Source organism: Tidjanibacter massiliensis (genome assembly GCF_900104605.1).
GTDB classification, from domain to species: domain Bacteria; phylum Bacteroidota; class Bacteroidia; order Bacteroidales; family Rikenellaceae; genus Tidjanibacter; species Tidjanibacter inops.
Map to the genome: position 1 here is coordinate 1,946,697 of NZ_LT629960.1, position 23,513 is coordinate 1,970,209.

16 protein-coding genes, 1 tRNA gene and 1 pseudogene are annotated in these 23,513 nt (G+C 58.0%); 4 read left to right on the forward strand and 14 right to left on the reverse strand.

Annotated elements, in window-relative coordinates:
- Positions 1-2: 2 nt before the first annotated feature.
- The 11 genes and pseudogenes from BQ5361_RS10965 to BQ5361_RS09335 form a co-directional block, all read right to left on the reverse strand.
- Positions 3-1,657: pseudogene (locus tag BQ5361_RS10965) on the reverse strand (ATP-binding cassette domain-containing protein).
- 4 nt (positions 1,658-1,661) lie between these two features.
- A complete protein-coding gene (locus tag BQ5361_RS09285; RefSeq protein ID WP_035471232.1) occupies positions 1,662-2,567 on the reverse strand; it encodes an HlyD family secretion protein in 906 nt (301 codons plus the stop codon).
- A gap of 3 nt (positions 2,568-2,570) precedes the next feature.
- Positions 2,571-3,866: a TolC family protein gene (locus tag BQ5361_RS09290; protein WP_035471229.1), complete on the reverse strand. Its 1,296-nt coding sequence runs from the start codon at positions 3,864-3,866 to the stop codon at positions 2,571-2,573.
- A 485-nt stretch (positions 3,867-4,351) separates the two neighbouring features.
- A complete protein-coding gene (locus tag BQ5361_RS09300) occupies positions 4,352-4,681 on the reverse strand; it encodes a DUF2149 domain-containing protein (RefSeq protein ID WP_022063479.1) in 330 nt (109 codons plus the stop codon).
- A gap of 1 nt (position 4,682) precedes the next feature.
- Positions 4,683-5,270, reverse strand: coding sequence for a MotA/TolQ/ExbB proton channel family protein (locus tag BQ5361_RS09305; RefSeq protein ID WP_022063480.1), 588 nt, complete (start codon positions 5,268-5,270; stop codon positions 4,683-4,685).
- A gap of 2 nt (positions 5,271-5,272) precedes the next feature.
- Positions 5,273-5,977 carry a hypothetical protein gene (locus BQ5361_RS09310; RefSeq protein WP_022063481.1) on the reverse strand — a complete coding sequence of 235 codons (705 nt, stop codon included), beginning with the start codon at positions 5,975-5,977 and terminating at the stop codon, positions 5,273-5,275.
- A gap of 3 nt (positions 5,978-5,980) precedes the next feature.
- Complete coding sequence (locus tag BQ5361_RS09315) at positions 5,981-10,240, reverse strand: cobaltochelatase subunit CobN (protein WP_035471223.1); 4,260 nt, start codon at positions 10,238-10,240, stop codon at positions 5,981-5,983.
- 107 nt (positions 10,241-10,347) lie between these two features.
- Positions 10,348-10,968, reverse strand: a complete 621-nt coding sequence (locus BQ5361_RS09320; protein ID WP_022063483.1) for an HmuY family protein — start codon at positions 10,966-10,968, stop codon at positions 10,348-10,350.
- 31 nt (positions 10,969-10,999) lie between these two features.
- Positions 11,000-13,147: a TonB-dependent receptor gene (locus tag BQ5361_RS09325; RefSeq protein ID WP_035471221.1), complete on the reverse strand. Its 2,148-nt coding sequence runs from the start codon at positions 13,145-13,147 to the stop codon at positions 11,000-11,002.
- 348 nt (positions 13,148-13,495) lie between these two features.
- Positions 13,496-14,650: a BACON domain-containing protein gene (locus BQ5361_RS09330; protein WP_035471218.1), complete on the reverse strand. Its 1,155-nt coding sequence runs from the start codon at positions 14,648-14,650 to the stop codon at positions 13,496-13,498.
- 489 nt (positions 14,651-15,139) lie between these two features.
- Positions 15,140-15,213, reverse strand: a tRNA-Asn gene (locus BQ5361_RS09335).
- Positions 15,214-15,521: 308 nt separating this feature from the next.
- On the opposite strand from BQ5361_RS09335, the gene BQ5361_RS09340 reads away from it, so the two are divergent.
- The 3 genes from BQ5361_RS09340 to gltA all read left to right on the forward strand — a co-directional run bounded on the left by BQ5361_RS09340 (position 15,522) and on the right by gltA (position 19,012).
- Positions 15,522-16,610: a DUF1573 domain-containing protein gene (locus BQ5361_RS09340; protein WP_143047551.1), complete on the forward strand. Its 1,089-nt coding sequence runs from the start codon at positions 15,522-15,524 to the stop codon at positions 16,608-16,610.
- A 59-nt stretch (positions 16,611-16,669) separates the two neighbouring features.
- Positions 16,670-17,524 (forward strand): sulfide/dihydroorotate dehydrogenase-like FAD/NAD-binding protein, encoded by an 855-nt coding sequence (locus BQ5361_RS09345; protein ID WP_022063488.1) that lies wholly within the window; start codon positions 16,670-16,672, stop codon positions 17,522-17,524.
- Positions 17,525-17,617: 93 nt separating this feature from the next.
- Positions 17,618-19,012, forward strand: coding sequence for an NADPH-dependent glutamate synthase (gene gltA, locus BQ5361_RS09350; protein ID WP_035471212.1), 1,395 nt, complete (start codon positions 17,618-17,620; stop codon positions 19,010-19,012).
- A gap of 317 nt (positions 19,013-19,329) precedes the next feature.
- On the opposite strand, the gene BQ5361_RS09355 is transcribed toward gltA, so the two are convergent.
- From BQ5361_RS09355 to BQ5361_RS09365, 3 genes are all read right to left on the reverse strand, one after another.
- Entirely contained in the window at positions 19,330-20,109 is a 780-nt protein-coding gene (locus BQ5361_RS09355; RefSeq protein ID WP_022063491.1) for a UDP-2,3-diacylglucosamine diphosphatase, read from the reverse strand.
- 9 nt (positions 20,110-20,118) lie between these two features.
- Positions 20,119-21,288 carry a peroxiredoxin family protein gene (locus BQ5361_RS09360; protein WP_035471209.1) on the reverse strand — a complete coding sequence of 390 codons (1,170 nt, stop codon included), beginning with the start codon at positions 21,286-21,288 and terminating at the stop codon, positions 20,119-20,121.
- A 100-nt stretch (positions 21,289-21,388) separates the two neighbouring features.
- Positions 21,389-22,036 (reverse strand): DUF4290 domain-containing protein, encoded by a 648-nt coding sequence (locus tag BQ5361_RS09365; protein WP_022063493.1) that lies wholly within the window; start codon positions 22,034-22,036, stop codon positions 21,389-21,391.
- Positions 22,037-22,279: 243 nt separating this feature from the next.
- Between BQ5361_RS09365 and BQ5361_RS09370 the strand changes: the two genes are divergently transcribed.
- Positions 22,280-23,452, forward strand: coding sequence for a sigma-54-dependent transcriptional regulator (locus BQ5361_RS09370; RefSeq protein ID WP_022063494.1), 1,173 nt, complete (start codon positions 22,280-22,282; stop codon positions 23,450-23,452).
- The last annotated feature ends 61 nt before the right edge of the window (positions 23,453-23,513 follow it).

The window sequence follows — 23,513 nt, forward strand, 5'->3', positions numbered from 1 at the left end:
TCCTATTCCGTCCTTTCGGCTTTTCGTGCGAGGGCCTGAAATACCTCCTCCATGGAGCGTGCCCCGAAACGCTCCTTGAGATTGTGCGGCGTATCGAGCGCGTCGATGCGTCCGTCCACCATGATGGATACGCGGTCGCAGTACTCTGCCTCGTCCATGTAGTGGGTGGTGACGAAGACCGTGATACCCCGGTCGGCCGCTTCGTATATCATCTCCCAGAACTGCCGCCGGGTGTAGGGGTCCACGCCGCCCGTGGGCTCGTCGAGGAAGACGATGGCCGGGTCGTGGAAGATGGAGACCGAGAAGGCGAGCTTCTGTTTCCATCCCAGCGGGAGCGACTGTACCATGGTGTTCCGCTCGCGCGTGAAGTCCAGCCTTTCGAGCAGCTCGTCGGTCTTGCGGGCGATTTCGGCATCCTTCATGCCGTATATGCCGGCGTAGAGCCGGATGTTCTCCCACACCTTCAGGTCTTCGTACAGGGAGAATTTCTGGCTCATGTAGCCGATGTTCCGTTTTATCTTTTCGTGCTGCCGCGTGATGTCGAATCCCGCCACCGTGCCCGTTCCCGAAGTGGGACGGCTCAGGCCGCAGAGCATGCGCATTGCGGTGGTTTTGCCCGCGCCGTTGGCACCGAGGAATCCGAAGACCTCCCCGCGGGCCACATCGAATGATATGTGGTCCACTGCCGTGAAGCTGCCGAACTGTTTGGTCAGACCGTCGGCATGTATGACCGTCTCCTTTTCCATCCCTCTTATTGTTTTGCGAGCAGCATGTAGCAGTCTTCGATGGTAGCTTTGGCCGGCTGCAGGCAGACGGCGGTGTGTCCCAATCCCTCCAGGTAGCTGCGCAGCCCGTCCGCGTCGAACCCCTCGCATGCGGTGAAGTGGTGCGTCTCTCCGAAGGCATAGCAGTTGTCCACTCCGGGGAAAGCCCGTACATCGTCGAGCAGCCGGTGCATCCTCTCCGAGCGTACCGCCCAAAGGGGAGCGGAGAAACCCTGCCGGATGTTCTGCGGCGTATCTATCTGGAGGAAACGTCCCCCTTTGATGAGGGCGATGCGGTCGCACAGGTTGGCCTCGTCCATGTAGGGGGTGGAGACCACGATGGTGATACCCTCCTGCTGGAGTTTCCCCAGCATCTCCCAGAACTCCTTGCGCGATACGGGGTCCACGCCCGTGGTCGGTTCGTCGAGGTAGAGGATGTCGGGCTTGTGGATGAGGGCGCAGCAGAGCGCGAGTTTCTGTTTCATGCCTCCGGAGAGTTTTCCCGCCCGTCGCTTGCGGAACGGTTCGAGAAGTTTGTAGATGCCCTCCACGAGGTGGTAATTCTCCCGGATGGTCGTCCCGAATACCGCGGCGAAGAACGAGAGATTCTCCTCGACGGTGAGGTCCTGATAGAGCGAGAAGCGTCCGGGCATATAGCCGATGCGTTTACGAAGCTCCTTGTAGTCCCGCACCACGTCGAACCCGTCTACCGATGCGGTGCCGCTGTCGGCCAGTATCAGGGTGGCGATGATGCGGAAGAGGGTGGTTTTCCCGGCGCCGTCGGGTCCGATGATACCGAACAGCTCTCCCTTCTCCACCTCGAAGCTCACCCCGTCCAGGGCGACGGTCTTCCCGTACCGCTTGGTGATATTTTCGACGCTTACCGCAGTCATGGTCTTACAGTTTGATTCCTCCGTACATTCCGATTTTCAGGTAACCGTCGTTCGGAACGGCTATCTTTATCGCATACACCATGTTGGCGCGGTCGTCCGAGGTGACGATGTTCTTTGGCGTGAATTCGCTCCGGTCGGATATCCACGTCACCGTTCCTTCGTATTCGCGCTTTTCGTCTCCTCCGAAGTCGGCATAAACCTTCACTTTCTGTCCGAGTTTCACCTGCGGAAGCTGCGAGGAGACGAGATAGGCTTTCAGGTGGATGTTGTTCACGTCGGCTACTTTCATCAGCGGTTTCCCGGCGACGGCAAGTTCGCCCGCCTGTGCGTATTTGGCCAGTACGGTCCCCTCTATCGGCGAGCAGATACGGCATTTGGCGAGCTGTTCTTCGAGTTGTTCTGCCTGCGCGCGTGCGGCCGCTATCTGTGCGTCGATACTTTTGAGCGAGTTGCCGAGCGCGCTGCGCTGTGCGTCGAGCTGCTTCTCGAGCACCGTTATCGCCGAAGTGATGTCGTCAAGCTGCTTCTCGGTCGTCACGTCGGCTTTCATCAGGTTCTCCACGCGCTGCCTTTCGCGCTGTTGCTTGGCGAGCTGTTCCTCCAGAGGGGCGAGCTGCTCCCCGATATCGGGTCGACTGCTCTCCAACGCCAGGATGTTGCTCTCGACCTGCAGCCGTTGCAGATGCAGTTGGGTGGAATCAATGAGTCCCACCTGTTCCCCGCTGTGCACGGGGCTCCCCTCGCTGATGGGAAATTCCAGGATGCGGCCGTTCACTTCGCTCGATACGACGACTTCCGTCGCTTCGAAATTGCCCGTGGCGTCGTATTGGTTACGGTCGCCCGCACAGCCGCCTGCCGCAAGGAGCGTCACGGCCGCCAAGAGGGCCGCGCTTGTCGTTTTTATGCTCATGGTTTATTGATTTATCGTGTATTTAAGGTCGTATATGTTCTTGAGCCACTCCACCTCGTGGGCCGTTCTGTTCCGGCGTGCCCGGTCTTCGGCGTTGATGTCGCGCAGCAGGTCGTTCACACTCCCCTCGCCGTTGGTTACCTGTGCTTCGGTACGCTTGCGTATCGTACTGCGCAGCCGGATGATTTCGTCGTCGTAACGCATTACCTCCTCCATCTGTTCGATTGCGGCCCGTTCCTGGGTACTTTGCAGCCTGATGTTGTAGAGCAGGGTTTCGCGCTGCGTCTCCAGTCGTTTCCGGTTGAGTTCAATTTGGGACATCCGGTTCTTCTTGGTGTAGAAGCCGTCGATGTTCCATTTGAGGCTGATGCCGGCGAAGAGGTAAGGCGACCATTTGCCGTTGCCCATCATGCTGTTGAAGATGTTGGGACTGGGGTTGGAGTAGGCGCCGAGGACGAAGGCGCCTATCTGCGGCATGACGCTCGCCCGTACCGCCCTGCGCTGCGCATCGAGCAGGCCGGCCTGTGCGTCGAGCAGCGCGAATTCGGGCCTTCGGCTCCCGTCGCCTGCCGGTATGCCGTCGGGCGCAGGTTTTTCGAGTTCTGTGGCGGCAGTCAGTTCGAGTCCCGTCATGATGCTCAGCATGGCGATGTAGGCCGTGCGCGTGGAGGCGAGCTGTGCACGCTGCTGCTGGGCGCCGAGTATCTCCACCTTCAGCATGTCGAGGTCGTTCTTTTCGGCCGTGCCGAATGCCGCCATGGATTCGAGCATCTTGTAGTTGCGCTGCAGGTCTTCTATCATCAGGTCGGCGGTGGCGATATTCTCCTGAAGCAGCAGCGAACCGAAATAGAGCTGATTGACCCGTTCGGTGAGGGCGTACATTTCCGACTCCCAGCTGCGGCGGGAGACTTCGCTTTCGGCTTTGGCAGCCTCGGTCTGCGCTTTTATCAGTCCGCCGTCCCATATCGCCTGCTGTATCTGTACCGTAGTGCCGTAAAGCGTATTGGGCATTGCCGCGAGGTTCACTCCGAGCTGGGAGAAGAGGTCGTTGAGCGTCGAAGGGAATTCGGGGACTTCGGAGAGATAGGCCGCCATGGCCGAGAGCGAGATTTTGGGCAGCCAGTTGCGGCGGGCATTCGAGATGTTGAACTCTTCGAGCTGGTCAATCAATTCCTGTTGTGCTATCACGGGATAGTTGTCCCGTGCCAGGAGCTGGCACTCTTCGAGCGTCACGCGATGCTGGCCGTAGCAGACTGCAGCCCCTATGACGAACAGTATCAGGCATGCGATGCGTTTCATGTGTTTTCGTATGTTTTTACCGGCCGCCGACGGGTGTCGGGATGACCGTTTCGGTTCCGTGCTGCCGGGTGTGATACAACAGCACGCTAAGTTACGGAAAATTCGTGATTGCGTGCAGCGTTCGGCGGTAAAACGGCGAGTGTCGCCGTTCGGATGCCTTGGGCTTTCGTTCGGTCGTCCCGCAATTTCCTTGCAAAATCCGTTACAGGCAAGCGTCGAATTTTACAAATAATTATCCGTCCGGCCCTGTTTTTCCCCGATTCGCTGCCGGAATCCGTTCCCCGGCGGCAAAATCCGGCGGGCGGCTCTGCCGACCGCAAAGATAGCAGGATAGCGCCGGATTCGGAACGCACCTTCCTGTTTTCCTGGCGGTATTTTCCCGCCTATTTCGGGAGCATCGGCCGGGCGATGTGCGGGGGGCGTGCGGAGAGAGGCAGGGGCCGGGAAACATTCCCGGCCCCCGCCTCTCTCCATTGCACATTTCCCTATTCGGGGACGTAGATGATTTCCCCGTTTTCGAGCTGGTAGGCGGTGCCCACGCGTTTGCCGCGCGAGTTCTTGCCGCTCTGGTCTTCCGACGGAGTGTACTTTTCTATTTTCTCTCCCTTTTTGGTGATGATTTCCATCTGCTCGGTACCGGGGTTCTTCACTACCGTGAAATCCTCCTGCGAGAACATTTCGGTCATGTCGAACCGTGTGACGAGTGCGACCATCAGCGCCACGGCGAATACCATCGCCACATCGAAGAGGTTGGTGAGGACGGCCATCGGGTCGTGGTCCTCGTCGTTCTTGATAAGTCTTCGTCTGCGTGCCATCTTATTCCTTTTCATTGAGGGATTCCACAACGTATTCCAGTATGTTCATGTCGTCCGCCACCCAGCGCTGCTTTACCTGGAGCGTAATGAAACCGATTGCGCCGATAACGATACCCACTACGGTGGTGGCGAAGGCCACCTGCATGTTGTAGGCCATCGAGCCGATGTCGCCCGTAGCAAGTCCCACGAGCGCCGGACCCATCGGGATGAGCGTACCCATAAGACCGAGCATCGGGCCGATTTTGACCAGCAGTTTCGATTGTCCCAGTTCCTTGTCCGCGGCTATTTCGTAATCGCCGAGGAGCTTTTCGCGGAGCGCCCGGTCCTGCGGGGCGGCTTTTATCTTGCGGAGGTACTCCAGCAGTTTGCTTTTGCCGTTGCCCTCAGGCAGCGTGTCGAGGAATTCCTCCACCCCGGTCTTTCCTATTTCGCGGTTGAGCTTGACGTTGATTTTGGTGCGGGCGATGTATGTACCGTAGAAGCCGCCAATCATCAGCAGTGCCTTGATGAAGAAGAAGAGCAGAAAAATGATGTCCGGTATCAGCATCCCGTTGGATAGCCAGAACAACATGTTAGAAATCAATTCCATTTTCAATTATGTCTATTAATGAGTTTTTTGAAGTTTATTTTTGAAAGGAGCAGCCCCAGCAGGAAGAAGCAGGCCGTACCGGCGGTTAGTGCCGCGAGCGCGCCCCATTCGACATTGCTGACGGTGGCGTAGACGACGGTACTGTCGGCTGCCGACGCATTGACCAGCAGGCCGATGAGGAGGATACCCATGTTGAGCATGATTTTCAGTTCGAGCTTCATGCTCTCGTGTCGGACGAAGAGGTGGATGAAGCCTGCCGCGAGCAGGACGACGGCGAAAACGATACCCGCATAGATGGCGGCGGTGGCCCCGAAATCGGCGCCTACCCGCTGCCTGAAGAAGAGCAGTTCGAAGTAGGCCACCGCGAATATCCACAGGATGCCGGGTACCACTTTCAGCACGAAGACCGATTTTCTGCGCTGCCCTTTCGGTTTGAAGTAGTTGCTCAGCAGAAACACCGAGACGAAGATGCCGAGTATGGCCTCCGTCGTGGTCAGTACCGCCCCGTCCGTCACCAGTTCCCGGTCGGCCAGCAGATTCGTTATCACCGTGGCGGGCTGTTCAATGACCGTCGGATAGAGCGCCAGCGATACGAGTGCCGCGAAAAAGGCGTAACAGGCCATCGTCCAGAAGCGGCCGGTCATGGCCGCTTTCAGACAGAATTTCGCCAGTGCGAGGACGAATATGATTTGAATATAGAGTTCCATCGCCTATTTGTCCTGTTTGCGCCGTACAATCAGCCATACGATGACGAGCCCCAGCAGAATGCCGGCAATCCAATACACCGTACCGTTCCGTCCCGGGGCGGTCTCTTCCCTCTGCGCTTCCCTGCGGCGTTCGGGCTGCTGCTCCTCCTTTTGCAGGACGACGTTGTTCTCGTTCTGCTCTTCGAGCTGTACCTGCCGGGCGGCGTCTATGTTTTTGTTGTAGCTCTCGGCCGCCTCTTTGTCCACCTTGGATGCGATGAAGTCGCGCAGTTTGGCGTTGTCGCAGATGAATCCGCTGCATCCTGCCGCATGTTCCGAGACGAGGCGCGTGTGCAGCTCGGCCACTTCGCGTAGCTGTACGTCCGTGGCTTGCCACATTCCCTTGCGGGCCGATTCGAGCATCACCGCAGTCATCTCCTGCAGGGCGTAGGGATTCTTCTCGGAGAAGGTCTTTTCCAGTCCGAGGTCGTATGCGTCCTCGACGTACACGTCATAGTATTTGTTCCAGATGTGCTGGTCGATGGCCGAAGGCTTCATGGCGTTCCAGCCGTAGGTATTGCGGAAGGTCTCGGCGAAGGTCTCCATGCTGCTCGCTTCGCCTTTCATCATTTCGCGGATGTATTTCGGATTGAATACCGTCGAGTTGGTCTCCACGCCGATGGCCTCCTTGAGCCCCTGCACTTTCGGGCGTCCCGTATTGCGGAAGTCGTTGAAATAGCCCGTCGGGTCGTTGCCCGTGACATGGCGGACGGCCGCCGACATGCCGCCCATGAATTCGTAGACGTGGTCGAGGCTGAGCGGCCCCCACGTGTTGCTCGAACGCGGCTGTACGACCACCGAGGTGTTGAGCAGTGCCGCTTCGAACACCCCTTCGCGGGCTTCGCCCCAGGCCTCCGAACCGTTGGCGGAGTAGAGGGCTCCCATGTTGTGGATGTACTGTCGGGCTATCTCTTCTTCCGACTCCCATGCGTCGCCCTTTTCGACGAGGCCCATGATGCCGGTTCCATAGCTGCCGTTCAGACCGCCGAATATCCGTTCGCCCGCATATTTGCGTGCGTCTGCCGGAGAGAATCCCTTTTCGAGCAGCAGGCGTTCGGCATCCTCGAATCCTTTGCGCACGTAGTTTCCGTACGCTTCGTCGCGCGCTTCGGCCGCCATGGCGATGGCGTCGTTGATGAGTTCGAGGCGCGACGCGGCGATGTCGCGCAACTGTCCGGAGGTCTGTACCACCACGTCGATGCGGGGCCGGCCGAGCTGTTCGGAGGGAATGAGCCGCAGCGAGCGGATATAGCCGAAGCCGTCGCGCATCGGTTCCACGCCCAGCAGGTAGAGTATCTGTGCGATTGTCGCTCCTTCGCTCGATATGAAGTCGGTGGACCACAGCGTGAAGCTGACCTTTTCGGGATATTTGCCGTTGGCCGTCATTTCGGCGGCGAGCAGGTCTTCGGCCAGCCGTTTGCCCGTTTTCCACGCTTCGGCGGAGGGGGTGGTCTCCGGATTGATGGAGTAGAAGTTGCGTCCGGTGGGAACGGCCTGCGGATTCACGATGGGGTCTCCCGCCGAGCAGGGTTCCACATAACCGCCGTTCAGGGCGTTGAGGAGTGCGGCCGGTTCCGCGTCTGTGCTGTGCTTCAGTGCCGCATAATATCCTTTCACGCCTTGAAGCGCTTCCCGAAGGGTTTTCAGTGCCGACAGGATGCGTTCCTCACGGCGTTCTTCGCTACCCGCATCGACCCCTGCGGGAGTGGCCTGCGCCATCATCTCCATCATGGAGGCTGCCGGCTGGGCCGCATGTTCCGCAGCCTGCTGTTCCTGTGGTGCGGCGGGAATGATATTCCCCTGTTCGTCGAGGAAGCGCGGCAGCTCCTTTTTGGGCTCGGCGGCCATCGTGCGCATCATTTGCATCATCGCCTCCTGCTGCTGCCGTTGTGCCGCGTCGTCCGCTTCGAGCATGGCCATGCCCTCCGCGCCGACCAGCGAGCGGAGCAGCCGGTCGGGGTTCTCCCCGGCGAGCGCACGCGCTATAGCATTCTCGGTCGCTGCTCCGTAGCGGTGGTTGATGAAGGCAATATCGTCCAGCCGGTCGTTGTCGATGAGGCCCTTTGCCGCGTCGAGCGAGGCGAGCGAGTAGCGTATCGGGTCGATGCTCATCAGGCGGGCCGTATTGCGCAGGTTCTCGTCGCTGTAAGGAACGCCCAGCGTGTAGAGGCCGTCGTTCACCTTGGCGCCGTCTATCTCTTCGAGGTAGATGTGTACGCGGTCGATGTCGGCATCGGTCAGCGTCCGTGTGGAGTCGATGTCCAGCGCGGAGAGGATGTTCTGCTGTGCGGCCATCTCCGTGATGGTCTCGCGGTAGTTCTGCTTGACGCTGCTCTCCTCCATGTTCTCGATGCGGTGGATGCGGTCTTTCAGGATTTTCAGTTCGTCGTACAGTTCGCTCTGCATGAACGGCGCGGTAAGATGCGTCACGAGCGTGGCATAGCTGCGGCGCTTGGCGATGATGCCTTCGCCGATATTATTGATGGTGTAGATGTAGAAGTGGGGCATGTCGCCGACGAGTACATCGGTCCAGTCGTAATCCGACAGCGCCACCTGCTTGCCGGGAATGAATTCGAGGCTGCCGTGCGTCCCGAAATGGATGAGCGCGTCCGCACCGAACCCCTTGCGCGTCCAGAGATAGGAGGCTACGTAGGGATAGGCGGGAGCTCCCTCCACGCCGTGCACGATTTTTTCCGTGTCCTCGCCGACGGCCGGCAGCGGCTGCGGCAGAATGGCGACGTTGCCGAACACGATGCGCGCCACCGCGATGTATTTCCGGCCCTCCTTCTCGACGCCCATGTATTCGCCCGGAGCCTCGCCGTACGTGTCGCGCAGTTCCTGGCGCAGCTTTTCGGGAAGGATTTCCTCTGTCCATTCCGTGAAGGTCTCCACATCGACGAGTTCGGGGTTGCCGTGCTTCAGGAATTCGTCGTATGCGCCGAGCGCATAGGGGCCGAGTACGGAGCCCTGGGTCTGTATCATCCGTTCGAGCGCCGCAGCGTCGGCGGGCAGGCCGGATACGTCGTAACCGGCATCGCGGAGCGCCTTCAGCGTATTGTAGAGCGACTGCACGCCTTCGATATCGGCCGCCGAAACGGCACCCTTGCCGGCTCCCTTGTAGTAGTAGATGGCGACCTTCTTCTCGCTGTTGGGCGTGTCGTGCAGACGGGCATAGTGTTCCACCAGACTGCAGAATTTGTCCGTGTGGACGGGAATGGCGTCGAAGAGTTTCATGCCGTTGCGCTCGAACTGTGCGGCCACGGCGTACGGTGCGACGGCACCGTCCAGTTCGGGCATCACGATGCTCATCGAGGTCATGCCGCCCGATGCCATTCCCTGCCTGTCGGTCAGCCAGTTCTCGTACAGGTCGCTGACGGTGACCGGTGCGAGGATGGGCACGTTGAGTTCCCGGAGCATCCGCGTACCGCTTTCGCCGCCGCCCATGACGAGCCGGCCGTGGGGACGGTTGATGATGACATCCGGCGCCACCGCCCGTATCATGCCGAGCTTCTTCATTCCGAACGAGTTGATGGGATAGACGTTCAGCCCGCGTTCTTCGAGGGAATTGATGATGGCGGCCATGTGCTCCTCGTTGGAGTTTTGCATGTTGATGTTGCCCGAAAGCAGCGCCACACGGGGTGCTCCCTCCCTGTAGCGTCCTGATTCCTCGTAGAATTTCTGGTACTCCTCATAGGTGGCGAAGAATTGGTCGTCGCCCAGGTGGAAGTAGTAATCCTCCGGTATCGGTACCGGCTCCGCATAAGGTTCGTTGAAGAGGGCTTTGCGGTCGATGTGTTTGCGGACGTAGTTGAAGAGGCTGCGGTAGTTCTGTATCGAACCGTTGGCCATTAGGGCGTCAATGTATTCGAGTTCCCGGCCCGACAGGGTGTTGATTTCGGGGTTATCGCTCTCGGTGGCATAGACGGGTACCCCTTTGGCAATCGCCTTTTTGATGGCCTGCAGGTGCGTGCCGTTGAGACTGCTGCCATGAATGCGTACCAGTACGAAATCGTATTTCGCTATCTTTTCGGCTTCGTCGAGGCCGATGGGGTTGATTTTAATAAAGGGATTGTCGTTCGAGCGGATGAATTTCTCGACGGTGAAATCGGGAAAGTTGAGTGTCGCTACCCTTGTCACGGAGGCGAACCGGCAGTAGAGCATGGCGAGGATTGCGACCGCTGCGGCGACACCCCCGATGATGTACAGGAGTTTCTTTCTGTTCATATTACAGTCAATGCGTGTTCAATGCGCTTACCGAAAGGAGCATACTGTATCCGTTTTGACAGCGTGCATCCCTCCGGTAACCGCAATCCGTGCAAAAAAGTGGTCGTCTATTTAACTTCAGCAAAAGAGAATATTACGTGTCCGGATTCCTTGTTTTCGTCCTGATACTGGGTGAACAGCACCTTGTAACAGTGATTGCCGTCGGCCGAACGGAACAGATAGACCGGGGCCTGCAGGTAGACCGGCGGCATTACCTTGTTGCCTTCGGCGTCGGTCTTGAACAGGATGACGGTAGCTTCCGATTTTACCGTCGTGGTCGTACCTCCCATCCCCTCCGAGGTGACTGCTTTGTCGGTGCTGAAAGTGGCTCCGGCGGGTACCTCCGCGACGGAATCGAAGGTTACGGTGCTGTCGAACGTGTAGACGCCTCCTTTGGCTCCGGTCGAAGAGGCCTCTCCGCTGTTGGTGCGGATGCTGTAACGGTTGATGGCAATGTCCCAGTCGGTACGTGCGGCCCAGGCGGCGTTGTCGGTTTCGTCCTCCTTGCCCGAACCGACCACCTTGCCTTCGGCGAACGAGAAGTATTGCCATACGCCGCTTTCGCTGGCGTTAACGGATGCTTCGAGGACATTCCCGCCTTCACCTCCGCCGTTGCCCTGCTCTTTGGAGCAGGACGAAAGTGCGAGCAGCACTGCTGTGGCTGCCATGAAATAAACTGCTTTTTTCATCTTCTATCGCTGTTTTTGATTATTGAATTGGCTATTTGAATGCGTAGCGTATTCCGATGAGGAACTGGCGGCCCGGGTCCACGAAAGAGGCCTCGCGGAAGTTGAACAGGTTGTCCACCTTGAAGGTCACCTCGATGGTGTGTTTGTTGATACGGAAGGGTTTCACCAGCACGATTTTCCATATCGAATACGGGTCCGATTCCTCCATGGAGACCGTCTGGCTGCCGTCGCTTCCCGTAATTATCTGCTGGTAGAGTTTCGGCGAGTTCATCCGGCCGGCTATCTGAAGGGAGAAGGGACTGCGGGCGATGCGGCCGTTCCAGGTGAGGGAGACGGTTCCGCTGTGTTTCACGTTGTCTTCGAGCTGGAGCCCCGTGGAGTTGTCCACCGCGTCGCAGAAGCTGTAGTTGGCCCGCACGGCAAGGTGCTTGGAGAAGAGGTACGAGAAGGTTACGTCGATGCCGCGGAGCGTGGCGCTGCTCACGTTCTTGTAGTATTTCTCGTTGCCGCCCGCCGCATTTATCACGTCGTACTGGGTAATCTTGTTGTTGATGTTGTTGTAGTATGCCGATACCGAGACGTTGAGCAGCCCTTCGGTGTATTCCGCCGACAGCGAGGAGTACAGCCCTTTTTCCGCCTTCAGGTCGGGGTTGCCGTAGACCCAGAACATGCCCTGATGGTCGAAGTCGTAATAGAGTTCCTTGATACTCGGCGCACGGAATGCGGTGCCGACGCCGCCCCGGAAGCGCCATTCGGCCACTTCGTACATGAGCGACAGCTTGGGCGTGAAGGCGGAGCCGAACTGGCTGTTGTAGGTATAGCGGGCGCCCGCCACGGCGTCGAAATTCTTCAGTATCTCGTATTCGGCCTGGGCGAACACGTTGGCGTCGTCGAGCGTCTTGGTGGTCGGCGTGGCGCCGAGCGTGGAGGTGGCGAAATTCTCCTCATGGTTGTATTCGAGGCCGCCGATGAGTTCCCATTTTGCAGTAGGAATGAAGGTATCTATGAAGCGTGCGGAGATGTAGCTCGATGTGTTGTCCTTGTTCTTCGTGTCGTTCTTCTTTTCGAGGACCTCGTAATCGAAGTATTTGTCGAAATTCACGCTGAGCCGCATGCTGTTGCGCTTGTCTGCGGAAGAGAGTCCGCCGTTCGCGCCGAGCGACAGGTTGTGCGACAGGGCATGCGAGGCGTTCATGCTGCCGGTCGGATTGAAGGTTTCGTGGCTGAAGAAACGGCCCACGACGTTCACGTCCGAGCGGTCCGTCGGACGGTAACCCATGTTAAGCGTCGCCCCATAGTCTTCGTAGGCCGCTGCATACGCCCCCTCCCCGTCGCCGCCGAAGCCGTCCGAGGAGTTGCGGAAGCCGCTCGCCCGGGCCGAGAACTTTTTGAGGTTCGTGCCGGCGCTCAGACGGGTACGCCATGTGTTGTGGTTGGCCCAGGAGGCATTGGCATCTGCTTCGAACTTGTGTACCGGTTTTTTTGTGATGACGTTGATGACCGCTCCCACGGCGTTGGAACCGTAGAGCGCCGAGGCTGCGCCGTTTATCATCTCGATGCGCTCGATGTTGTTCACGTCGATTTGGTCGAGGTTTACGTTGCCTCCGGCCCCTTCCGATACGAGGCGTTCGCCGTCGACGAGCATCAGGATGTACCGGCTGTTGAGCCCCTTGATGCGCATGTTATTGCCCATGGCATTGGGCGATATGACGATGCCGGGAATGTTGTCCTGTAGGGATTCGAGCATGGATACCGAACCGGCTTTCTCTATCTCCCGTTCCCCTATCACGGTGGTCAGTACGGGGGCCTCTGCAAGTCTTTTTTCCGTTCTCGTGCCGGTCACCACCACTTCGTTGATGTTGAATATCTGTTCGGCCAATATGAAATCGACCGTCGTATCGCCCGTGAGCTCTATCTCGCGCGTGGCGGTGGGGTAGGATGAATAATACATGGTCTTGAGGGTAACCTTTCCGGCGGGAACGTTCTTGATGACATAGTGTCCGTCGCCGTTCGTCTGTCCTCCCTTGCTGCCTGCCGTTACGTAAACGCCGGGCAGCGGTTCGGAAGAGAGCGAATCCACTACCGTTCCCGATATGTCGTATGTTTTCGTTTGCCCCTGCGCATTGAGGGCGGATATCGCAAGCAGCAAAGAGAACAAGGCAGTCGCTGTTTTTTTCATGAATCCTCCTGTTTTTAATTCCGGTGCAAAAATATCGGCTCCCCGTGGGGTAGGCAATTCCTACTTTTGGGGATATTGCCGGGGGCTGTTACTAAAATCTGTGCATCGGAAAGAGGCCGGAATGCCCGATTGGGGCGTGCGATGCGTTCGGATTCTTCTCCGGTACGATGCCGTTTTCGGATATAGATAAAAAATATTGTCATCGCGAGGCGCTGGATGCTCTCACGATGACAATACGGAATGCGTGTACCGGAGCGGCCGACTGCGTACCGTTCCATCGCGTTTCCCATGCTGCGGGGAGGATGGTGCCGGTACGGGACAACGGGCTTGCCCGGACTTTACGGCTGCTTACAGGACCGGTTTGGGATACTCCTGCATCTCCTGCTCTCCGTAGAAGATTTCGTAATGGAGCTCCCACTCTTCCACATACGCGGATGTCACGCGCCCCGTTCCGTCGAATTCGTACCGGAATGTCCTCGGAGAATCGCCGGTCGTCCCGGCCGGAAGGTTCGTGGAGGGTGTACCCATATACGAGGAAGCCGGGGTAATCCAATTTTCGAGAATGAGGAAGAATCCGAAGTCGAATCCGGTTTCGGTTTCGGGGGCCGCATACTCCGGAGCATACGTTATGTCTTCTTCGTTGAAATATACCATGTTCCCGTTTTCCCACCGTGCGGCTATCTCTTGGTTTTCATACTCTTTGCCTGCCCATATCCAGGTCTTGAGCGTGTTGTCCGCGTTATATGCGGCCTCGACCCATAAGTCCTCGTCTCCGACGGCGTAGGGCTGTCGTACCGCATTTCCGTTGTCGTCGAGCAGGATGGATGAAGTGTATTCCGACTTCTCGCTCTGCATCTCTGCCGTGCTTATCCATTCGTTACGTGTCAGAACGGTAATCTCGTTGCCGTCGCTACCTGTCACCGTATGGCTTACGTGAGAATAGTAGATACATTCGCCCGCTTCCATGTCGATGTCGAACCGGTCGGTACCGACGATGTTCCCGTTTTCGTCGTATGCGATGTAGAAATCGGAGACGTCGTTCGGGTCTTCGGTTCCGGTCAGTCGTATTTTGGTGATGAACTTCTCGTCCGATACGACGGGCTCGTCCGGGTCGGGGTTGTTCGGGTCCGGGTCGTCGGTACTTTCGGTACCTTTCTGGACGACGGTAATGGTTGCCGGGTCTCCGCCTGCGGTGAGCGTGATTTCGGTTGTGCGTCCATCGTTGCCGTCGTTTGCCCTGAGGGTCGTGACGGTGATTGTGTTGCTTCCGCTGTTGCCGGAGTCGGGAGCGACGGCGAGCCAGTCGCCCTGTACGCTTGCGGTCCACGAGGTGGTCGAGGAGAACGTGACGGATTTCTCAAGGCCGGCTTCTCGGCCGAATGTCAGGACTTTGTCCTGTTCCCGGAGTGTGATTTTCATGTACTCTTTCTGGAGGGCTTCGCACCCGGTCAGAAGCAATGTCGTCAGAGCGAGTATCGCTCCCGAGTAGCAGATGTTTTTCATAGTTTGAAATTGGTAAATTGTCCGTGTTCTATCGAGTACGTGCTGCCGGCCGTACAGTGTGCGGAATGGGCAGGAAGTACGCGCTGAAAATTTTGGCCAAGGTAGCAAAAGTAATGATAAAAGTAAATAATATATTGATAATGAGTAAATAAGACGTACAAGCAGGAAGTCGGACAGCCGAACGGGCATTGCGGTCGGCGAGGAAAATGTGGTGGGAAAGAAGGATGTCTGGATGGAGCGTCGGATAGGCGTAGTGCCGTAGATGGCGTAAGGGAGAGCGAAGCAGGGGGCGGATATGGTTTGTGGGTGGATGCTGGGTAGCCGGGGCAGTATTGGCAGGGAGGCGCTGTATGTCTCCGTTGCGGGAGAAGACCTGCTGTCGTCGAAGCGTATCCGTGAATGCTGCGTTTGAATGGTGCTGCGAATCCCTTCCGCAAAGAACAGTATGCAAACAGAGAGACCCGCATTCTTGCGAGTCTCTCTTACCGGCTCCTCAACCAGGACTTGAACCTGGGACCCCCTGATTAACAGTCAGGTGCTCTAACCAACTGAGCTATTGAGGAATATTTCGTTGTTGAAACGGAAGTCTCTCGTAAGTCTTCGACTGGCGGGTTCCCGTTTCGGGATGCAAATATATAGCAAATATTTTTTTGTGCAAAATTTTTTCGGAAAACTGCATGACAATTTCTCGGATGTCCGTTTGTCTCTTGCGGGGACGAACCGTACGGGAGGTGTCGGTGGGCCGATACGGAGACGGTGCAGGGTTTCTCCGAATTGTTTTTGACGGGCCGGTACTCCGATATACCTGTTATTATGAATACGGCGTTCCTCGTTACATGAATATTTTATAGATTTGCAGGGTTTTATTGTTATGAAAGTGTACGGAATAGCGAAAAGGGCGGTGCTGCTGACCGCAGCGCTGTTGGTTTGTGCGGCCGGGTGGGCGCAGAACAGCATCTCCGCGCTCGTTTTCGACGAATACGAATGGGATTTCGGTACGCTGCGTGAAGTGGACGGCCCGGTCAGCCATCTCTTCTCCTTCACCAACACGGGTACGGGTGCGGCGGTCATTACGCGCATCAAGGTGGACTGCGGTTGTACCGCAGTCGATTACAGCCGCGAACCGGTGAAGCCGGGCGGGCGCGGTTCCGTGGAGGTGGTGTTCGACCCGGCGAATTATTCGGGTAAATTCTCGAAGAGCGTGACCGTCTACAGCAACGGCAACCGAAATCTGCTTACGGTGAAGGGGACGGTGATAGGGCGTCCGCGCAGTGTGGAGGAGGAGTATCCGTTCGCGTTGGCGGGCGGAGTACGGGCCGAGGCCATGCATGTGGCGTTCGGATATGTGGAGAACGGCAGTGCCGAGTCCGTTGCCGTCGGTGTCGTCAATACGGGGGAGACCGAAACCGTGTTGTCTGTGAGGGCCGGTTACGGGAGCGGCCGGTTGACGATAGCCGCTCCGGAGCGGCTCGCACCGGGAGAGAGAGGCTTGGTGACCTTTACCTACGATTTTACCGAAGGGGACCCGGTGTACGGTCTGCTGGCCGAGCGGGTCTATTTCTCGGTGGACGGCGAGGAGGCGGGCCTGCCCTTTACGGCCAATGCCATCGCGGTGGATGATTTCAGCGCTACGGATATCTCCCGGGCTGCCCGTTGCGAGGTGTCGCCGATGTACCGGAATTTCGGGGATGTCCGGCCGGGAAGCGAGCTGACGCTCGAGGTGAATATCTCGAACAGCGGGCAAAGCGACCTGATTGTACGGAGCGTGTCGCTCCGGCGCGGTACGGAGTGTCCGCTGACCCCGGGGACGGTCGTGCGTCCCGGAACGTCGCTGGCCGTGCCGGTGACGTTGAAGATAAGCGAGGAGGCTTACGGTACGGAGTCGGGCGGGGTCTCGTTCGTAGTGAACGACCCGGCGCGTCCTTTCCGTGAGGTGCGGCTGGGGGCCGATGTCTATTGATACAACGGCTTCCGGCTCCGGAGAATTGTTGCAATGGAAGTATAACCAAATACGTAATTATGTTCAGGATAGTAGAAAAAAGGCTGCTTGCGCCGGATATCTGGCTGATGAATGTCGAAGCGCCGCGCGTAGCCAAGGCGGCCCAGCCCGGTCAGTTCGTGATAGTCCGCGGTACCGACGACGGGGAGCGGATACCGCTGACGGTTGCCGATTACGACAGGGAGCAGGGGACAATCAGCATCGTGATACAGGCTGTCGGTGCTTCCACCCGTAAGATAGTGGCCCTCGAAGAGGGCGGCGCTTTGGCCGATTTCGCCGGCCCGCTCGGTCAGCCGTCGGAGTTCATACACGAAACTCCGGAGGCTCTGCGTGCCAGGAAGTTCCTTTTTATCGCCGGAGGCGTGGGTGCGGCGCCGGTTTATCCGCAGGTGAAATGGCTGCATGAACACGGCGTCGAGGCGGATGTCATCGTGGGAGCCCGTAACCGGGAGATGTTGATTATCACCGATGAGCTGCGCAAAGTGGCCGGTAACCTCTATCTGTCCACCGACGACGGAAGCGCGGGTTTCCACGGCAATGTCACGGCGCTGATGAAAGACCTCATCGACAACCGCGGCAAACGCTATGACGAGATTGTCACCATCGGACCGATGATAATGATGAAGTTCGTGGCCCTTGCGGCGCGTGAATACGGCATCAGGACCATCGCAAGCCTCAATACGCTGATGATAGACGGAACGGGCATGTGCGGAGCCTGCCGGGTGAGCATCGGCGGCAAGATGAAGTTCGCCTGCGTGGATGGTCCGGAGTTCGATGCGTCGCTGATAGATTTCGACGAGGCGATGCGTCGTCAGCGGATGTACAAGTCTAAGGAATCGGTCGCCGACCACCGTTGCCGTATCGGCCGGGGATGACGGAAACCGAAAATGTGCGGCGGTTTTCCGCCGGATGGAGTGAAGAAGGGATAACGCGGGTACGGCCCGCATAAATATATCTAAAAAAAGAGTATGGCTAACAAGATTCCCCGCGTCCCGGTGCGGGAACAGAATCCCCGAGTAAGGGCGACGAACTTCGACGAAGTTTGTTACGGATACGACCTGAACGAAGCGCAGCTTGAGGCTTCGCGTTGCTTGAACTGCAAGAAGCCCCAGTGCATGGCGCATTGTCCGGTTTCCATCAAAATACCGAATTTCATTACCAAGGTGCTGGCCGGTGACCTGGCCGGTGCCGCAGCGGTCATTGCCGAGGACTCTTCGCTGCCCTCGGTGTGCGGCCGTGTCTGTCCGCAGGAGGCACAGTGCGAAGGAGCGTGCGTGCTCGGCATTAAAGGGGAGCCGGTGGCTATCGGCAAACTGGAGCGTTTCGTGGGAGATTGGGAATTGGAACACGGCAGCAGCCAGCGGGTGGCGGTCGCCTCCAACGGGCACAAGGTCGCCGTAATCGGCAGCGGTCCTTCGGGATTGGCATGTGCTGCCGACCTGGCCAAGATGGGGTATGAGGTGACGGTGTTCGAGGCGCTGCACAAGCTCGGCGGGGTGCTGCAATACGGCATTCCTGAATTCCGCCTTCCGAAAGACAAGGTGGTGGCCCGCGAGATAGAGAAGGTGAAGGCACTGGGAGTCCGGTTCGAGACCGATACCATCGTCGGACGTACCGTGACCATCGACGGCCTGATGCGCGACGAAGGGTTCGAGGCGGTATTCATCGGTTCCGGAGCCGGTCTGCCCAAATTCATGGGGATACCGGGCGAGAACCTCAACGGAGTGCTCTCTGCCAACGAGTTTCTGACGCGCAACAACCTGATGAAAGCCTATCTGGAGGAGTCCGACACGCCCGTCTATGTGGGCGAACGGACGGTGGTCGTAGGGGGTGGCAACGTCGCCATGGATGCCGTGCGTACCGCCAAACGGTTGGGGGCCGATGCCTATATCGTCTATCGCCGTTCCGAAGCGGAGCTTCCTGCCCGTCTGGAAGAGGTACACCATGCCAAAGAGGAGGGGGTACAGTTCGTGATGCTCGCCAATCCGCTCGAGATTCTCGGCAACGAGGAGGGTTGGGTGCGGGGCGTGCGCTGCATCCGGATGGAGCTCGGCGAACCCGATGAGTCGGGGCGCCGTTCCCCGAAAGCGGTTCCGGGTTCCGAGTTCGAAATTCCGTGCGATACCGTCATCATGTCGCTGGGTACCTCACCGAATCCTCTCATCGCCTCCACGACGGAGGGGCTTCAGACGACGCGTTGGGGCGGTTTGATTGCGAACGACGAAGGGGCTACTACCCGTGAGGGCGTGTTTGCCGGCGGCGATGCCGTGACGGGCGCGGCTACGGTTATTCTTGCCATGGGAGCGGGACGCAAGGCGGCCGCGGCTATCGACGCCTATATCCAGGGCAAGGGAGCCCAGTGAGATACCGGTATCCTGTCCCGTCGGTCGAGGCCGTATTGGGAAAGGGTACGATACGAAAGCCGAAAAGGGAAGGATTGAAATCCTTCCCTTTTCGGCTTTCATGTCTGTGGCGGCTGCCGGGCGGTTTTCTTTGCGCATCGCTGCCGGGAACGTTTTTTCCGTATCCGGCGCTACCCGCAGTTTTGCCGGGGCTTGCCATATCGTGTACTCGGTTTGTAGTATGTCGGATTGGGCCTTCTCTCCGTACCGTCGCCGGAGGCACTGTCTCCCCGTCCGGCCGTGTGCGGTCTTTGCAGAGGGTGGATGATATCTCCTTGCTACTGCGGGGTGTTCCGGGCCTGTTGTGTCTCTCCGCTGTCGGGATATCGCTTGAGGCTGACTCTGCCTGTGGAGTCGAGTACCGCATAGGTGGGATGTTCTATCCATTCGCCGAGGAATACGGCGGTGGAGCCGTTGCCCAGCGGATAGATTTCGGCACAGTGGTTGTGGCCGAATACGAAGTAATCGACCGGTTCATGGGCACAGTAGCGGCGGGCGAAGCGCACCATCGGTTCCTCTTCGGCAAGGAAGCGGTGCGTGACGGCCTTCGATTTGCGGCTGTGCGACGACCATCCGTATCCGAAGCGCAGTGCGGTGTCGGGATGCAGCAGATGGGAAAAGAGCCACCGGACGGCGGGCGACCGGAAAGTCCGGTTCATGAGCCGCGTCGGGAATCCGTGTTCGCGGGCGGTGATGTCGTCGCCGTGGGTGATGAAGAATCGTTTGCCGTAGAGCAGAGTTTCGAGGGGTTTGTCGTGGACATGGACTCCGCACTCCGTTTGGAGATAGCCGTAGGCCCACATGTCGTGGTTGCCGGTGAAGAAGTGGATTTCCACCCCCCGGTCGGTCAGCTCCGACAGGGTGCCGAGCAGCCGGGTGAAACCTTTCGGGACGACGCGCCGGTATTCGTACCAGAAATCGAACAAATCTCCTACGAGGAAGATGGCTTCGGCATCGGCGGCAACCCTCCGCAGCCATCCGATGAGCAGTTTTTCGCGTTCCCGCGACTCCTGCGCCGGTAGCAGTCCGAGATGCATGTCCGATGCGAAGTAGTACATGGCTTCCTTTTATTTCAGTCTCCTTACGAGATTGTCCACCTCGCGGGCGAGTTTGTCGGTCGGGATGTTGCGCCCCACGATTTCGCCGTTGCCGTCGATGAGGTAATTGGCGGGAACCTTGTCGATGTTGTACACGCGCGGGGCGATACCTGCCGGCCCCTTGAAGTCGCATACCGAAATCCAGGGCAGCCTCTGTTCCTGTACGGCGTTTATCCACACCTGTTTGTCGGTATCTATTCCCACTTGGTATATCTCGAAGCCCTCCCCGGCGAATCGGCTGTAAATCTCCTTGAGTTCGGCGTTGTACATCGCCGCCTCCGGTGCTGCGGCCGACCAGAAGTCGAGTAGAATGACCTTGTTCCCGATGGACGAGAGCCGGCGGACGTCGCCGTACATGTCCGGCAGGGCGATGTCGGGATAGGGAGCCGGATTGCAAATGCTTTCGCTGACCATGCGTGCGAGCTCCTCGTTGGCGTCGGCCATGTCGACCTGCGATCGGAGCGCGGCCACGTACGGCGAATCGGGATAGTATTTGGAGACTGAATCGGCTACGAGCCGGTAGTAGATGATGTCGGAATTGCCGTTGAAGAGCGTCTTGTCGTCGGGCAGTCGCTGGTAAAGGGCGTAAAGCGCCGCAAGCGACCGGCTGTTGGTTACGATGAATTTTATCTGTTCGCGTTTCAGACGGCTGTACTCCCTGCCGTACTCCTTGATGTACTCTGTCCGGCGTGCGGCGTTGCGGTCGGTCGTGGAGATGAGCCGGGAGAGCGAATCGAGCCTTCCGGCCCCGGCATTCATCATGTCATTGAGCTCCTTGACGAGGATGGATTCGCGCGACCCTCGTATGATGTAGTCGCCCGGGTTGCCGTACATCGACGAGATGGTGACCTTCTCGCCCGGCGATACGAACAGGGGTATTCTGTCTTCGCCTATCCGGAGATTGTAGAATGTCGTTCCGCTCGGAGGCAGTTCGATGTTGAACCGGAAGTTGCCCCTGCGGTTCGTGGCCGTCGAATCCACCGATACGGCGCCCGTGGCCGTTATCTGTTCGAGCACCACCATGCACCGCTCGGGGCCGGCGATGCGCCCGGACACTTTCGCCCTGTTGCTGTCGCAGGAGACGGCGAGCGCTGCTGCGGCGCATACCGCCAGGGCGGGTACAAGAAGAGAGTGTTTCATACGTGTCGGTTTGGGGTACAAAGATAACCCGATTGATAGGAAAACGCGAAAAACGGCGCGATATTACGTGCCGGTTTCCGCAGCCGCAGCCCTGTGCGTCTTATTTGGAATAGTTGTGCCGCTGGGGGCCCTTGTTGTTCTTGCCGTTCTTCTTGTTGGCGTAGAGCGGTTTCTTGCTGCGTACCGGCGCCTGCTTGTATTCGCTTTTTATCAGACTCAGGGCATCCTCGTCCACGCTGATGCGGTAATCCGACATCCGCTTTATCTCCTTGATGATGGCCTCGTTGTTGGGGTGCTCCTGATTGTATTCGTAACTTTTGGTGCGCATGTAGCGGGCAATGTCGCCCAACACCTCCTGTACGGCCTCCTGGTCCCGTACCCCTTCGAGCGAACGGATGACCTTCTTGACATATTTGCCGTAATGTTTCAGCCCCACCTTTTCGTCGGGATAGTCCATGCGGCGCGGTACGGGTGTCAGCGTCATCGAGGTGGGAATGGGATAGGGAGAATCCACGTCGAGCTTGAAATCGGACATGATGAACATGTGGTCCCAGAGTTTGTGGGTGAACTCCGGGGTGTCCCGCAGGAGGGGGTTGAGGTTACCCATCACGTTTATCACCACCCGTGCCTTGCGGTTGCGTTCATCGCGGTCTTCGATGGCCATCAGGTTGTCCACCATCTGGTGTATGTGCCGGCCGTACTCCGGCAGCTGCAGGTTTTTCCTGTAGATGTTATAGTTTTTTTCCATAAAATGAATCATTAGTCGCTGCCGCAAGACGGCAACCGCCTGTTCACGATAATGACCGGCTCCGTTCCTCGGTAGGACATCCGTCCGGTAAAATATGTGAAATCAGGAGGTCAAAATGCTGATAGGTAGGAGAAAAATAACAGCATGTCTTTTGACAAGAAAAACTAATTACTTAACTTTGTACAAAGTTAATGCGATTTTTTGGGGAAATCAAATTTTGCTGTAACATTTTAACCTCCGACTATGGCCAATATACTGGTAATAGATCCTTCGCGCAGCATGCGCAATACTCTGAAAGAGCGTTTGGAGTATGAGGGCCATGCGGTGGAAGTCGCCGAAGACACGATTTCCGGCATGACCGTCTATGCGAACCGGCATTTCGACCTGTTGCTGTGCGGACAGCCCGATTCCCCGCTGAGAACCTCCACGCCGTGGATAAGGCTGTCGCATGACAGCAGCCCGGAAAGCGCCGTTCTGGCTATGCAGCAGGGTGCTGTCGATTTCGTCACGAAACCCATCAACATGAACCGGCTGCTGGATGCCGTGCGCAAGGGGCTGGCCAAGACGCCTGCCGCCGTGGCGGATGCGGCGGACGAGGCCGAATCCGTCCCGGAAGAGGTTGTCCCGGTACGCCGTGTGCGTGCCGCGCGGTCGCATGTCGGCAGGATAGTGGGCGAATCGGTTCCGGTCAAGCGTCTGAACACGTTGATTGACAAGGTCGCCCCGACCGATGCACGGGTACTTATCATGGGAGCCAACGGGACGGGCAAGGAGCTCGTGGCGCGTTGGCTGCACGAGAAGAGCCGCCGGCGCGACGGACCGTTCGTCGAAGTAAACTGCGCCGCCATTCCTTCCGAACTTATCGAAAGCGAACTGTTCGGTCATGAGAAAGGGGCCTTCACCTCCGCCGTCAAGCAGCGCAAGGGCAAATTCGAGCAGGCCCACAACGGAACGTTGTTCCTCGACGAGATAGGCGATATGTCCCTGCCGGCGCAGGCGAAGGTGCTGCGCGTGTTGCAGGAGCGCAAGATAACGCGCGTCGGCAGCGACCGCGACATCGACGTGAATGTGCGTGTTCTGGCCGCGACCAATAAGGACATTCCCCGCGAAATATCCCGCGGCGAGTTCCGCGAAGACCTTTTCCACCGGTTGAGCGTCATCATCATCCGTGTGCCGACGCTGGCCGAGCGCATAGACGATATTCCCATCTTGGTGGACCATTTCCTGGAGACGATATGCGGCGAATACAACGTGCCTGTCAAGAAGATAGAGGCGGAAGCGCTGGCCGAACTGCAGAAATTGCCCTGGACAGGGAACATCAGGGAGCTCCGCAACGTGGTGGAGCGCCTCGTTATCCTGTGCGAGAATACGATAACGGTCGATGACGTGAAGATGTACGCCAACGGACTGCAATAGCTCCGCAGATTGCTTGTTGCAAAGAGAAATGACAGTGCAGGGCGCATACCGAAGAGTATGC